General features: G+C 66.3%; 11 protein-coding genes. 4 read left to right on the plus strand and 7 right to left on the minus strand.

Translation table 11 applies throughout. The features are described from left to right. Nucleotides 1-63: 63 nt before the first annotated feature. Nucleotides 64-1,236, minus strand: coding sequence for a DUF2863 family protein (locus NMQ14_RS02690; RefSeq protein WP_257093277.1), 1,173 nt, complete (start codon nt 1,234-1,236; stop codon nt 64-66). A gap of 91 nt (nt 1,237-1,327) precedes the next feature. Between NMQ14_RS02690 and NMQ14_RS02695 the strand changes: the two genes are divergently transcribed. The 3 genes from NMQ14_RS02695 to NMQ14_RS02705 are packed head-to-tail and all read left to right on the plus strand — an operon-like array spanning nt 1,328 to nt 4,847. Beyond that, the gene (locus NMQ14_RS02695) at nt 1,328-2,458 is read left to right on the plus strand and encodes a M14-type cytosolic carboxypeptidase (RefSeq protein WP_257093279.1); all 1,131 of its coding nucleotides are present in this window, start codon (nt 1,328-1,330) and stop codon (nt 2,456-2,458) included. 48 nt (nt 2,459-2,506) lie between these two features. Next, on the plus strand, nt 2,507-3,829 hold the full coding sequence (locus tag NMQ14_RS02700) for a UDP-glucose/GDP-mannose dehydrogenase family protein (RefSeq protein ID WP_257093281.1): 1,323 nt from the start codon (nt 2,507-2,509) through the stop codon (nt 3,827-3,829). A 10-nt stretch (nt 3,830-3,839) separates the two neighbouring features. Next, nucleotides 3,840-4,847, plus strand: a complete 1,008-nt coding sequence (locus NMQ14_RS02705) for an NAD-dependent epimerase (RefSeq protein WP_257093283.1) — start codon at nt 3,840-3,842, stop codon at nt 4,845-4,847. A 10-nt stretch (nt 4,848-4,857) separates the two neighbouring features. On the opposite strand, the gene NMQ14_RS02710 is transcribed toward NMQ14_RS02705, so the two are convergent. The 5 genes from NMQ14_RS02710 to NMQ14_RS19815 form a co-directional block, all read right to left on the minus strand. Next, the gene (locus tag NMQ14_RS02710) at nt 4,858-5,631 is read right to left on the minus strand and encodes an energy transducer TonB (RefSeq protein ID WP_257093287.1); all 774 of its coding nucleotides are present in this window, start codon (nt 5,629-5,631) and stop codon (nt 4,858-4,860) included. 214 nt (nt 5,632-5,845) lie between these two features. Beyond that, nucleotides 5,846-6,856: a quinone-dependent dihydroorotate dehydrogenase gene (locus NMQ14_RS02715; RefSeq protein WP_257093289.1), complete on the minus strand. Its 1,011-nt coding sequence runs from the start codon at nt 6,854-6,856 to the stop codon at nt 5,846-5,848. A 60-nt stretch (nt 6,857-6,916) separates the two neighbouring features. After that, on the minus strand, nt 6,917-7,666 hold the full coding sequence (locus NMQ14_RS02720; RefSeq protein WP_257093291.1) for an arginyltransferase: 750 nt from the start codon (nt 7,664-7,666) through the stop codon (nt 6,917-6,919). 14 nt (nt 7,667-7,680) lie between these two features. After that, nucleotides 7,681-8,388: a leucyl/phenylalanyl-tRNA--protein transferase gene (gene aat / locus NMQ14_RS02725; protein WP_257093293.1), complete on the minus strand. Its 708-nt coding sequence runs from the start codon at nt 8,386-8,388 to the stop codon at nt 7,681-7,683. Beyond that, complete coding sequence (locus NMQ14_RS19815; protein ID WP_373457172.1) at nt 8,385-9,470, minus strand: ABC transporter ATP-binding protein; 1,086 nt, start codon at nt 9,468-9,470, stop codon at nt 8,385-8,387. Before NMQ14_RS19815 ends, aat begins: the two co-directional genes overlap by 4 nt. A gap of 142 nt (nt 9,471-9,612) precedes the next feature. On the opposite strand from NMQ14_RS19815, the gene NMQ14_RS02740 reads away from it, so the two are divergent. Next, nucleotides 9,613-11,250, plus strand: a complete 1,638-nt coding sequence (locus NMQ14_RS02740; protein ID WP_257093295.1) for an iron ABC transporter permease — start codon at nt 9,613-9,615, stop codon at nt 11,248-11,250. A gap of 272 nt (nt 11,251-11,522) precedes the next feature. Here NMQ14_RS02740 and NMQ14_RS02745 read toward each other — a convergent pair whose 3' ends face one another. Beyond that, nucleotides 11,523-11,972, minus strand: coding sequence for a response regulator (locus NMQ14_RS02745; protein WP_257081791.1), 450 nt, complete (start codon nt 11,970-11,972; stop codon nt 11,523-11,525). Nucleotides 11,973-11,983 lie beyond the last annotated feature (11 nt).

The following is an 11,983-nucleotide window of genomic DNA, read 5'->3' on the forward strand; positions in this document are numbered from 1 at the left end:
GGTACGGCCGGGGTGCCGACGACCGCCCCGTCGGGGCTGCCGGTGCGATCGAGGCAGATTCGGTCAATGCAGGTGCGCAGGTGGCTGTTCGCCGTCTTCCGGCAGACCGGCATGCACCGGCTGGCCGTCTGCGTCGGCGTACATCGGGGCGCCGCAATCATCGCAGTACTCCATGGGCATGCGATGGTCGAGCACCAGGATGTCGGTCACGCCGCTGCTGCGCAGCACGCCTTCGATCTCACCGATGATGTCGCTTTCTTCATCCTCTGCACCGAGCAGTGCCCACACCACGCCGTGCACGACTTCATTCGATTCGCCGACGGTGAAGCTGATGCGGTATTCCTCCAGCTGCTGGTCGTGGAAGGGCGCGACGATGGCGCGCAATCCGCTTGCCTTCGTGTTCAGCGCGCCTTCGAGGAAAGATACCGAGGCGTGCAGCGAATAGGCCCGCGAGGCGCGATCGGCGTCACGGCAGGCGGTATGGAAAGCGTTCGGCGCCAGCAACTCGTAGGCGCAGCCCTGCATCATCGGTGCCAGTGCCGCCGCGCCCTGGGTCTGCCACTGCTTGACCGCATCCTCGCGTACACCGTCGGCTTCCTGCCAGCGGAACAGCGCCGCGCCGCGCGGCGCAATCGCAATGCCGATCAGGTAGCGGGTGTCCGACAGGAAGCTGCTCGTTTCACCCATCGATTCGGCTTCGAGCTTCAGGTCGTTGCCGGCGAGGGCGGCTTCGCCCAGATCGTCGCTCAGGTCGCGCGCTTCGACATAGCCGCGCGGCAGCTGATCCGGGCTGAACAGGTAATCGGCCAGTGCGATCTTCGCGTGCGCGCTCATCACGTGAGCGCCGAGCTGGGTGCGCAGCGTGTCGAGCAGCGGCGCGGCGATCGGACCGGCCGGAATGGAAAAGCGCGACCACGCGAGCAGAGGGGCCGTGAATACGACTGCGTCCCAGTCCTGCGCGCTCTTGCCCGGCAGGCCGCATTCGACACCGGCTTCGATCGCATCGGCCAGTTCGTCATAGGCAGCCGGATTGTCCTTCCACAGGTGGTCGAGCGCGCCGCTGAGCGTCTCTTCGTTGCGGTCGGCAAGCAGTCGGGCCACCAATTCGGTCAGTCGCGACTCCCAATAACGGTCTTCGACACGGCTGGCAGACAACGCCAGTCCGTCGGCGAGACGGGTGAGCTGGGCGGCATCCTGGCCGAGGCCGCCACGGCGGGAAAATCGGGTGCGTTTCATATCGGGGTCCGGAAGCTGAGGGCGGATTCTACCAAGCCGGGCCGGTGAGTCGGCCGGTATACTCGCCCGCGGATCACTTTGGAGCGCACTCTTGATCAGAATCAGCAGCCAGTTCGACAGCGGCGCCATCGAGGTCGTCGATGCATCGAATGCTTCGAACATCCGCCTGCGGTTGCGCGACGACAACGCAGCCGACGTTCGCCAGTGGTTTCACTTCCGCCTGCAGGGCGCGCGCGCGCAGGCTTGCACGCTGGTGTTCGAGAACGCCGGGCAGGCCACCTTTGCCGGGGGCTGGGAAGGCTACCGCGTCGTGGCGTCCTATGACCGGCGCAACTGGTTCCGCCTGCAGTCGGGCCATTACGACGGGCAGCATTACGTGTTCGGCCTGACGCCCGATTTCGACAGCGTCTATTTCGCCTACTTCGAACCTTTCCCGTGGGAGCGCCACCTCGACCTGCTCGGCACCGCCGATGCATCGCCGGTGGCCACCGTCAGCGACCTCGGTGCCACACCGGACGGGCGTGACCTGAATCTGATCACGATCGGCCGTGCGGCGCCCGGCAAGCGCCGGATCTGGGTCATCGCCCGGCAACATCCGGGTGAAACCATGGCGGAGTTTTTCGTTGAAGGGCTGCTGGAGCGGCTCTACGACACGTCAGACCCGGTGTCGCGCAGGCTGCTCGAACGTGCCTGCTTCTTCGTGGTGCCGAACATGAATCCGGACGGCTCGGTGCGCGGCAACCTGCGTACCAACGCCCGCGGCGTCAATCTGAACCGTGCCTGGCGCGAGCCGGACATGAACGACAGCCCGGAAGTGGCGCTGGTAAGGGCGCGCATGCTGGCTACCGGTGTGGAAGTGTTCCTCGACATCCACGGCGACGAGACCTTACCGTTCGTCTTTGCCGACGGCAACGGCATGGTGCCGGGCTTCAGCGATGTACACGCGCGGGCCGAACAGCGCTTTTCGGACACCCTGCGTGCGGTGACGCCGGACTTCCAGACCGAGCGCGGCTACGCGCCGGACCGCTTCAGCGACGAAATGCTGACGCTGGCTTCGAAGTGGGTGTTTCACCAGTTCGGCTGCCTGTCGCTGACGCTCGAAATGCCGTTCAAGGACAACGCCAATCTGCCGGACGGGCTGTTCGGCTGGTCGGCAGCGCGCAGCAGGCGGCTGGGCGAAGCGACTTTGCAGGCATTGCTGGCTGCGCTCGACGCTGACTGATCCGGCCGTGAGCCGCTCCGATTTCCGAATCTTTTCAGGGCTGACTGAATGAAAATCACCGTAATCGGCACCGGGTATGTGGGCCTGGTGTCCGGGGCCTGCATGGCCGAGATGGGCAACGACGTGCTGTGCCTGGACCTTGATCCGGAGAAGATCCGCATCCTGAAAGAGGGTGGCATTCCGATCCACGAGCCGGGGCTCGATGCGGTGGTGGCGCGAAACGTGGAAGCCGGGCGTCTGCACTTCACGACCGACGTGGCCGAGGCAGTGCGCTTCGGCACGATCCAGTTCATTGCCGTGGGCACGCCGCCGGACGAGGACGGCTCGGCCGACCTGCAGTACGTTCTGGCGGCGGCGCGCAACATCGGCCGGCTGATGACCGACTACAAGGTGGTGGTCGACAAGAGCACGGTTCCGGTAGGCACGGCCGACAAGGTCAAGGCGGCGATCGCCGACGAGTTGGGCAAGCGCGGCCAGGACATGGAATTCGCCGTGGTGTCCAACCCGGAGTTCCTGAAGGAAGGTGCTGCGGTGGAAGACTTCATGCGGCCGGACCGCATCGTGGTGGGTGCCGACGACGAGCGCGCCATTCATCTGATGCGCGCGCTGTACGCGCCGTTCCAGCGCAACCGCGACAAGCTGGTGGTGATGGACGTGCGCAGTGCCGAACTGACCAAGTACGCGGCCAACGCAATGCTGGCCACGCGGATCAGCTTCATGAACGAGCTGGCCCTGCTGGCCGACCGCATGGGCGCAGACATTGAAATGGTGCGCCAGGGCATCGGTTCGGACCCGCGCATCGGTTACCACTTCCTGTACGCCGGCTGCGGCTACGGCGGGAGCTGCTTTCCGAAGGACGTGAAGGCGCTGATCCGCACCGCGCGCGACGAGGGGCAGGCGCTCAAGGTGCTGCAGGCGGTCGAAGACGCCAATGACGCGCAGAAGCGGGTGCTGGTGGAGAAGATCGTCGCGAAGTTCGGCGAAGACCTGTCGGGTCGCCGCTTCGCGCTGTGGGGTCTGGCGTTCAAGCCGAACACCGACGACATGCGCGAAGCACCGAGCCGGGTGATCATAGGCGAGCTGTTCAGGCGCGGCGCGACGATCACGGCGTATGACCCGGTCGCGATGACGGAGACGCAGCGCATCTACGGCGAGGAGCCGCGGCTGAGCTACGCCGACAAGCCGATGGACGCGCTGGATGGCGCGGACGCGCTGGTGATCGTGACCGAGTGGAAGGAATTCCGCAGCCCGGACTTCGAGCGGATCCGGACGACGCTCAAGCAGCCGGTGATCTTCGACGGCCGCAATCTGTACGAGCCGGAAGTGCCGCGCAGCTTCGGCATCGAATATTCGGCGATCGGCAGGCCATGAGGAACGACCGATGAAAGTCCTGCTGACCGGCGCGGCCGGTTTCATCGGCATGCATGTGGCACAGCGCCTGCTCGAACGCGGCGACGAGGTGGTCGGGCTCGACAACCTGAATGACTACTACGACGTGCGACTCAAGGAAGCGCGGCTGGCGCGGCTGACGCCTCACCCGGCGTTCCGCTTCGTGAAGATGGGCGTCGAGGATCGCCCGGGCATGGCCGCACTGTTCGCGGCGGAAGGGTTCGACCGCGTCGTGCATCTGGCGGCCCAGGCCGGCGTGCGCTACTCGCTGCAGAACCCGAATGCCTATATCGACGCCAACATCGTCGGTTTCATGAATGTGCTCGAAGGGTGCCGCCACGCGGGCGTCGGGCATCTGGTCTATGCCAGCAGTTCGAGCGTCTATGGCGGCAACGAGAAGATGCCGTTCTCGGAAGCCGACAGCGTCGATCACCCGGTGAGCCTGTACGCGGCAACCAAGAAGGCCAACGAACTGATGGCGCACACCTACAGCCATCTGTACGGCCTGCCGACGACCGGCCTGCGCTTCTTCACGGTGTACGGCCCGTGGGGCCGACCCGACATGGCGCTGTTCCTGTTCACCCGGGCCATCCTCGAAGGGCGGCCGATCGACGTGTTCAATCACGGCCGGATGCAGCGCGATTTCACCTACGTTGACGACATCGCCGAAGGGGTCATCCGCACGCTCGATCGCGCTGCCGAAGCTGATCCGGCATTCGATCCGCTGGCGCCGCATCCGGGCCATTCGCGCGCGCCATACAGGGTGTTCAACATCGGCAACCAGGGGCCGGTACTGCTGATGGATTTCATTGCCGCGATCGAGGACGCTGTCGGCATCACGGCGCAGAAGAATCTGTTGCCGATGCAACCGGGCGACGTGCCGGCGACCTATGCCGACGTGTCGGAACTGACCGAATGGACCGGCTTCATGCCGGGCACACCGATAACCGAAGGTGTGGTGCGCTTCGTGCGGTGGTACCGCGACTACTACCGGGTTTGAGCTGGCGTCCCTACTTCAGCGTGTAATTGACCCACCACTCGCGGGTAAACGTTTCCCGCGCCAGCCTGCCCGGCATCACGAGCGACTTGAGTTTGCGCCCGTCCGCTATTGCGGCGTCGTCCAGCAGCTTGTTTCCGCTGCCTTCGACGACCAAGACGTTGACCAGCTCGCCATTCTCGAAGAACAACTTCAGCTTCAGTTTGCCTTCGATGTTGCGCATCTGCGCCACGCGCGGATAGACCTTGTTCGCTTCGAACGCGCGCAGCAGATCGCGACCGAATCCATCGATCAATGCATTCAGATCTTCGGCCGGCGCAGCCGGCACGGGCGGCGCAGTGACCTGGGGGGGGAGTGCCGGTGGGGCCGGTGGCGGTGGTGGCGCCTCGATCGGGGGCAGTGGCATCGGCTCCGGTTGAACCGGCACAACGCGCTCAGCCGGTGCAGCGGGTGCCGGCGGCGCCGCCACGATCGGCGGGGGGGGCTGACGTGGCACCTCCTTCGGCGGCTTGGGCACCGGTTTTGGCGGCGGCGGTGCCGGCGGGGGCGGCACGACCACTACCGGCGGAGGGGGTGGGGGTGGTGGAGGCGGCTCGATCATGCGCACATCGACCCGGATTTCCTCGGCGTCCGGCGGCTCGGGGGTGTAGTGCGATGCCTGCCACACGACGTACGCATGAAGCAGGACGGACAGCACCAGCGCCGCAATCCAGAACGGCGAGCGCAGACCGGAAAAATCCCGGAAGTAGGCGATGTAGGACGGGCGAAGAAGCGAGTCTGTATTCATCTGTTGCGTGCAGACAGGGCCCGGGCGTGTCGAAAGCGGCGAACTGCGAGGCCGCGCCGGACTTTACTTCAATTGGCGGTGCTTGTGACGCAAGCGAATGCGGGCTATCCGGGCCGCTCGCGTGTGCCGGATGGCGAATGGACAAGGCTTGACGCCTCCGGATGACCCGGACCACCAAGGCTGATCTCGGGAAAAATTCCCGAACATCGGGCGCTCAGCGCAGTACGGCAACCGCTTCGGCCACCAGCGCCGGACCACGATAGATCAGGCCGCTGTAGAGCTGAACCAGCTGCGCGCCGGCGTCGATCTTCTCGCGCGCGTGGCGGCCTTCGGTGATGCCGCCGACACCGATCAGCGCCACGCGGCCGGCCAGCCGCTGCGACAGCGCGGCCAGCACGGCCGTCGAACGTGTGCGTACCGGCGCGCCCGACAGGCCGCCGGTCTCCGCACCGTGCGGCAGTGTTTCGACGCCTTCGCGCGACAGCGTCGTGTTGGTGGCGATCAGCGCATCGATGCGGTGACGTACGGCGGCCTCGGCGATGGCATCGATCTGTGCCTCGTCGAGATCGGGCGCAATTTTCAGCGCCAGCGGCACGCGCCGGCCGGCGCCGGCATCCAGCGTCTGTCGCGCCGCATCGAGTGCGCCGAGCAGCGCATTCAACTCGTCGCTGCCCTGCAGCTGACGCAGATTCTTCGTGTTCGGACTGGAAATGTTGACCGTAATGTAGCTCGCGTGGGCGTGCGCGCCGCGCAGGCCGATCAGGTAGTCATCGACGGCACGTTCGATCGGCGTGTCGGCGTTCTTGCCGATATTGATGCCGAGAATGCCGCCGTCGCGCACGAAACGCGATCGTTCGACATTCCGGATCAGCACGTCCAGTCCGAGGTTGTTGAAGCCCATGCGGTTGATGATGCCCTGCGCGGCCGGCAGGCGGAACATCCGTGGCTTGGGGTTGCCGGGCTGCGGGCGCGGCGTGACCGTGCCTATTTCGATGAAGCCGAAGCCAAGCCGGGCCAGGCCGTCGATCGCGGCGCCGTTCTTGTCCAGCCCGGCGGCCAGCCCGACCGGATTCGGAAAGGTGAGACCCATGCACTGCACCGGCCGGGCCGGCAGGTGCTGCGCCGGAATCAGCGAGGGCGCGCGAGACAGTGTGCCCAGTGTCAGGTCGTGGGCGCGTTCGGCGTCGAGTGAAAACAGCAGCGGCCGCAGCAGCGGATAGAGCATGGGGAAAATCCGGAAGGCAGGTGTTCGGGAGACGGAGGCAAGCGGCGCACAGCCGCCCCGTCATTCGGGCGTGAGGTCGTCGAGCAGGCGCCAGTTGCCGTTCACACGACCTTCGAGCGGCTGGAAGCGCGCCTTGTAGGCCATTTTCGGGCTGTCTTCGATCCAGTAGCCGAGATAGAGATAAGGCAGGCCGAGCAGGCGTGCAAGATCGATCTGCCACAGGATGTTGAAGGTGCCGAAACTGGCTCCCGGCACATCGGGGTCGTAGTAGGTGTACACCGACGACAGGCCGTCATCGAGGATGTCGACGATGCTGACGATGCGCAGCGGGCCATCGGTGGCATGGCCTTCGCGGAATTCGATCAGCCGCGTATCGACGTGGCTCTGCAGCAGGAAGTGCGAGTACTGCTCGCGCGAATCCTGGTCCATGCCGCCGCCGCTGTGCCGGCTCGACTGGTAGCGCTGGTACAGGTCGTAGTGTTCGTCGCGGAAGGCGAGCGGCGCTTCGCGCGTCTGCAGGTTGGCGTGATGGGTCAGCGCGCGCCGCTGGCTGCGCGAAGACCGGAATTCGTCCACGCGCACGCGCACCGGCGTGCAGGCGCGGCAGGCGTCGCAGTAGGGCCGGTAGGTGAACACGCCGCTGCGCCGGAAGCCGGTGCGGACCAGGTCGCTGTACAGGTTGGCATCGATCAGGTTCGAAGGCGTCGCCACCTGGGAACGCGCGGTGCGGCCCGGCAGGTACGAGCAGGCGTAAGGCGCCGTGGCGTAGAACTGCAGCGAAGTGAATGGAAGGTCCTTGAGAAGCGCCATCGCGTCGAACGGATTCAGAAGCGGAAGTAAGGTGGAATCAGATCAATCGGCCAGCGTCCGGGCATCGGCCCGTCAGCGATGCACTGTGCCATGACGCGGCAGAATTCGCGCCGCGGTATTTCACGACCGCCCATGCTGCCGAGGTGGCCGGTGTTCATCTGGCAGTCGATCAGCCCGAACGCCCGCGATTCAAGATAGCGCGCCAGATGAACGAGCGCAATCTTGGACGCGTCGCGCTCGGTCGAGAACATCGACTCGCCATAGAACATGCGGCCGATTGCCATGCCGTAAAGCCCGCCGGCCAGCCGGCCGTCGATCCAGGTTTCCACGCTGTGCGCGTAGCCGCGCTCGTGCAGTGCGCTGTAGGCCTCGATCATTTCGTCGCTGATCCAGGTGCCGGCCTGTCCGTCGCGCGGCGCAGCGCAGGCGCGCATGACCGCCTCGAACGCGCTGTCGCAGCGCACCTCGTACGGGCGGTTGCGCAGCACCTTCAGCATCGAGCGCGTGATGCGGATTTCGGACGGCACCAGCACCATGCGTGGATCCGGACTCCACCACAGCACCGGCTGGCCGTCGGAAAACCACGGGAAGATGCCCTGGCGGTAGGCGTCCAGGATGCGATCCGGCGTCAGTTCCAGGCCGGCAGCGAGCAGTCCGTCAGGTTCGCGCAGCGCTCGTTCGACCGGCGGAAACGGCGCGCCGGGTTCAAGCCAGGGGATCACGGATGGTCCGTGGCCGATTCCGGGTGACGGAAGGCGACCACATGGTCGGCGTCGAGCCGGATGCCGATGAATTCGCCGATCGCGTGATTGTGGTGCGACGGTACCAGCGACAGCACCCGCCGACCCGACGCCAGCCGCAGGGTGTACAGGAACTCCGCACCGCGGAAGGACTTTGCGAGCACCTCGGCGCGCAGCAGTGCCGCGTCGTCGTGCACCAGATCGTCCGGTCGCAGCAGCACATCGACCTGACTGTCGGCCATGCAGCGCGGGCAATCGTCTTCGCAGGCGAACGGGAACTCGCTGCGCAGGATGCCCAGTTCCAGTTCCACCTCGTTGTCGCTGCGCAGCCGGCCCGGGAGGAATACGCCCTGGCCGACGAAATCGGCCACGAAGCGGCTTTCCGGCCGGTGATAGAGGTTGTAGGCGCTGTCCCATTGCTGCAGGCGTCCGGCCTGCATCACGCCGATCTCGTCGGCGATCACGAACGCTTCCTGCTGGTCGTGCGTGACGAGAATCGCGGTGATGCCGCGTTCCTTCAGGATGTCGCGCAGTTCGATGGCCAGGCGGGAACGCAGCTCGACATCCAGGCTCGAGAACGGCTCGTCCAGCAGCAGCAGTTCCGGGTCAGGCGCCAGCGCGCGCGCCAGCGCCACGCGCTGCTGCTGGCCACCCGACAGCTGGTGCGGAAACTTGTCCGCGTGATCCGCCAGCCCGACCACCGCCAGCATGTCGTCGGCGCGTGCGCGACGCGCGACACGCGAACCTTCGGTCAGACCGAAGGCGACGTTGTCGGCCACGCTCAGATGCGGGAACAGTGCAAAGTCCTGGAACACCATGCCGATGCGCCTGCGTTCGGGCGCGCGATGCGTGCTGGCCGACGACACGATTTCGCCGTTGATCGCGATGGTTCCGCCCTGCAGCGGTTCGAAGCCGGCGATGGCGCGCAGCACCGAGGTCTTGCCGCAGCCGGACGGACCGAGCAGGCAACCGATGCGGCCGCGCGCCAGACTCAGCGAAAGGTCGTGTACCACTCCGGTATGGCCGTACGCGATCCGGACTGAATCAAGCACAAGTTGTGGCATGGCACCGCAGTCTGAATGCCGTCACGCGGAAAAACCCGCCGCCGGCCGATATCGATAATAGCTCTCAATTATAATGCCGCGAATCCGCTCCCGGCGCATCGTCTGTTCCGGGGGGCCCCCTGCACGCACAACATACCGCCCCTTGCACCTGCGTCGCCTCTCTCTGCTGTCGCTGATCGCACTGCTGCTTGCGCTGCTCGTGGCGGCGCCGGTCATTTCAGTGCTGGTCAACCTGCTGCATGGCGGCACCTCGGATACCTGGGCGCATCTGGCCTCGACCGTGCTGCCGGAGTATGTCGCCAGTACCCTGTGGCTGTGCCTGTGGGTCGGTCTGGGTACCGCGCTGATCGGCGTGTCGACCGCCTGGGCCAGCGTGATGTGGGAGTTTCCGGGCCGACGCGTGCTGGATTGGGCGCTGGTGCTGCCGCTGGCCACCCCCGCCTACGTGATGGCCTACACTTACACCGACCTGCTGCAGTTCGTCGGCCCGGTGCAGAGCGCGCTGCGCGACACCTTCGGCTGGGAACGCGGCGACTACTGGTTTCCCGATGTCCGCACGACCGGCGGCGCGGCCTGCATGTTCATCGCCGTGCTCTATCCCTATGTCTACCTGCTGACCCGGCAATCGCTGCTCGAACGGGCAGCCGGCCTGACCGAAGCCGCGCGCATGCTGGGGCAGGGCGCCTGGGCGGCGTTCTTCCGCGTGTCGCTGCCGCTGGCGCGCCCGGCCATCGTGGCCGGCGTATCGCTGGCGCTGATGGAAACGCTGGCCGACTACGGCGCGGTGAGCTACTTCGGCGTGCAGACCTTCACCACCGGCATCTACCGCGCCTGGTTTTCGCTCGGCGATCGTGTTGCCGCGGCCCAGCTGGCCGCGCTGCTGCTGGGTTTCGTCGCCACGCTGTTGCTGGCAGAGCGGCTCACGCGCGGCGCCGCGCGCTTCAATGACAGCGGTCGGGCCGGCGCCAGCGCGCGTCGCCACACGCTGGGCCGGAGTGCCGGCTGGCTGGTCACCGGGTTGTGCCTGTTGCCGCTGGCTGCCGGTTTCATCGTGCCGGCCGGTGTGCTGCTGAGCTGGGCGATGTCCGAAGGGGATGCGCAGTTCGGCCAGCGCTTCATCCGTCTCGCGGCGAACAGTTTCACGCTGGCGGCAGTCGCCAGCGTCCTGGCCGTGGCGCTGGCGCTGCTGCTGGCCTATGCCGCGCGCAGCAGCCGCTCGCGCATGGTCGCGCTGGCGCGTTCGGTGGTCGGCCTCGGCTACGCCGTGCCGGGAGCGGTGATCGCGGTCGGCATCCTGATTCCGGTCACCCGGCTCGATCATGTGCTGTCGGGGCTGTGGTTGCAGTGGACCGGTAGCAACCCGGGCCTGCTGCTCACCGGCGGCATCGGCGCGCTGATCTATGCGTATCTGGCGCGCTTCCTCACCGTGTCGCTGCAGTCGGTGGAATCCGGTCTGGCGCGCATCACGCCCAGCATGGACGAAGCGGCACGCAGTCTCGGGCTGGGCGCCGGCGCCACGCTGCGCCGCGTGCACTGGCCGATGCTTCGCGGCAGCCTGCTGACCGCCGCGCTGCTGGTGTTCGTTGATGTGATGAAGGAACTGCCGGCCACGCTGGTCATGCGTCCGTTCAACTTCGATACCCTGGCCACGCAGGCCTACACGCTGGCCAGCGACGAACGGCTGCAGGAAGCCTCGACGGCGGCGCTGACCATCGTCGCGGTCGGATTGCTGCCGGTGATCATACTGTCGCGCCAGATCGCGCGGTCGCGCCGGACCTGAAGTCTCCTGCGGAAGTGGCGTCCCCTGTGTAGCGGCGTCACCTGTGGGAGCGGCCTTGTGGGAGCGGCGGCCTCGCCGCGATACGCACGCTGCACAACGACCATCTCGGCACTGATCGCGGCGAGGCCGCCGCTCCCACAGAAATCGCGGTCGTGCAGCGACCATGGTTGTGCAACGTTCTCATCAAGGCGAGGTCGGCTCCTGCCACAGCCGGTGGGGCTGTCCGCATTTCGCGATCCCCGGCCGCGGGTCTGCCGGAGGGGCTTGGCCGGTCAGATTCCGGGCGGATCGACCGGTTCGTTCAGCACCAGCCAGTACAGGCCGAGCTGGCCGACGGCGTAGATGAACTTTTCGAAATCCACCGGCTTGCGGATGTAGCTGTTGGCGCCGAGCTGGTAGGCCTCGTAGATGTCCTGCTGTTCGCGCGAGGTGGTCAGGATGACCACCGGAAGCAGGTTGGTGCGGGCGTCGGCGCGTACGCGACGCAGCACTTCGAGACCGTCTACGCGGGGCAGTTTCAGGTCCAGCAACACGACCGCCGGTGCGACGGAGAGGTCACGGCCGGCGTGGCTGCCGGTGCCGAACAGATAGTCGAGCGCCTCGACGCCGTCGCGCGCCACGATGACTTCGTTGGCGATGCGGTTCTTGTTGAACGCCCGCAGCGTCAGCGCTTCATCGTCGGGATTGTCTTCAACCAGCAGTATCGGGCGTTCGCTTGCCATAAGAACCAGTC

The sequence above is a fragment of the Methyloversatilis sp. XJ19-13 genome, assembly GCF_024580155.1.
GTDB lineage: Bacteria > Pseudomonadota > Gammaproteobacteria > Burkholderiales > Rhodocyclaceae > Methyloversatilis.

Bases quoted from the DNA above. Each gene is read 5' to 3' on its own strand.
- NMQ14_RS02700 (WP_257093281.1), top strand. From the start codon at position 2,507: ATGAAAATCACCGTAATCGGCACCGGGTATGTGGGCCTGGTGTCCGGG.
- NMQ14_RS02715 (WP_257093289.1), bottom strand. From the start codon at position 6,856: ATGCTCTATCCGCTGCTGCGGCCGCTGCTGTTTTCACTCGACGCCGAA.
- NMQ14_RS02745 (WP_257081791.1), bottom strand. From the start codon at position 11,972: ATGGCAAGCGAACGCCCGATACTGCTGGTTGAAGACAATCCCGACGAT.
- NMQ14_RS02710 (WP_257093287.1), bottom strand. From the start codon at position 5,631: ATGAATACAGACTCGCTTCTTCGCCCGTCCTACATCGCCTACTTCCGG.
- NMQ14_RS19815 (WP_373457172.1), bottom strand. From the start codon at position 9,470: ATGCCACAACTTGTGCTTGATTCAGTCCGGATCGCGTACGGCCATACC.
- NMQ14_RS02705 (WP_257093283.1), top strand. From the start codon at position 3,840: ATGAAAGTCCTGCTGACCGGCGCGGCCGGTTTCATCGGCATGCATGTG.
- NMQ14_RS02720 (WP_257093291.1), bottom strand. From the start codon at position 7,666: ATGGCGCTTCTCAAGGACCTTCCATTCACTTCGCTGCAGTTCTACGCC.
- NMQ14_RS02690 (WP_257093277.1), bottom strand. From the start codon at position 1,236: ATGAAACGCACCCGATTTTCCCGCCGTGGCGGCCTCGGCCAGGATGCC.